Origin of the sequence: Dehalobacter sp. (assembly GCA_023667845.1) — a bacterium.
Classification (GTDB): domain Bacteria; phylum Bacillota; class Desulfitobacteriia; order Desulfitobacteriales; family Syntrophobotulaceae; genus Dehalobacter.
Genome location: JAMPIU010000084.1, coordinates 1 through 1,112, shown reverse-complemented (window position 1 = coordinate 1,112; position 1,112 = coordinate 1). Strand labels below are relative to the sequence as shown.

The window sequence follows — 1,112 nt, the reverse complement described above, 5'->3', positions numbered from 1 at the left end:
AGAATGGTTTTATCCGGGTGAACTATATGATAAAGGTGCCCTGGCTGGAAGTCCCCGCGATCAGTGGAGTTTTGGGACCAATACGGGAACCGATCTTCCATTATTCTTCGCGGTTGAGGACATAAGTGAAGTGGTCATTCCCATTGACCCCGAAACGATCAAGATCTTCGAAGGAGCGCCCTTCAAGGTAACAATAAAGGATGGACAGCCTTGAAATCAATGAGAATTTTAGGCATTTTTGCAATGTGCGAGGTCCTTCGTCGATAGTTATGCAGCATACGACCTATCCGCATAAATCACGCCATCAGGATGTTCCATAAAGGAGAAACGATCAAGGGTGCCTCTACCTATAAGACTACGTAGTGGTACTTGATTTTATTCATAAAACGTCATACTACACGAACAATGATTAGCTACCACAGCGTGCCCAGCAAGATGGTTCATCTGAGACATGCCCAATACATGTTTCGATTTCGAGATATTGAGTAAAATCACATTATGAAAAGTATCCTACTAATTAAGGAAGGTCTGTTTGCTCAACCCCACTTACTGGAGTAGACTTTAATAACTTCCCGACACCAAAATCTCTTCGACTTAGTTATGTAGTTGAGGCAGGAGGTTCATGCAATTTTTTTTCTTTGTTCTATCGATGATACTGACCTTGATGTTCTTTGTTTACGGGTTTAATCATTATTATTTACTTTCGTCGACGCGCAAGTACAAAAAGCCAACCTTGCCGGAATTTCAAGCCAATCGTCCAACCGTTTCAATTCATTTGCCGATTTACAATGAAAGATATGTGGTTCACCGCCTGGTGAAAGCCTGTGCCGTGATGGCTGAATCTTACGGCATTGAAAAAGTGAACATCAAGATACTTGACGATTCAACTGATGACACCTCACTTGAAATCGATAAAATTGTTGAGGAATATAAACAAAGGCACCTTAATATTCAGGTGCTGCGTCGTGAAAACAGAAAAGGCTTCAAAGCCGGTGCTTTACAGGCAGGCTTGCAACAAACCAAGGAAGAGTACATTGCCATCTTTGACGCAGATTTCATCCCCGCGCCTGACTTTCTGCTGCGGACTCTACCGTATTTTATGCAAGATGAAA

General features: G+C 42.4%; 2 protein-coding genes. Both read left to right on the top strand.

Going from position 1 to position 1,112, the window contains the following annotated elements; translation table 11 throughout:
- Nucleotides 1-214 (top strand): hypothetical protein (locus NC238_06625; GenBank protein MCM1565612.1); only part of this gene is annotated, 214 nt, incomplete at its 5' end.
- 408 nt (nucleotides 215-622) lie between these two features.
- On the top strand, nucleotides 623-1,112 hold a 490-nt coding region (locus tag NC238_06620), incomplete at its 3' end, for a glycosyltransferase (GenBank protein MCM1565611.1).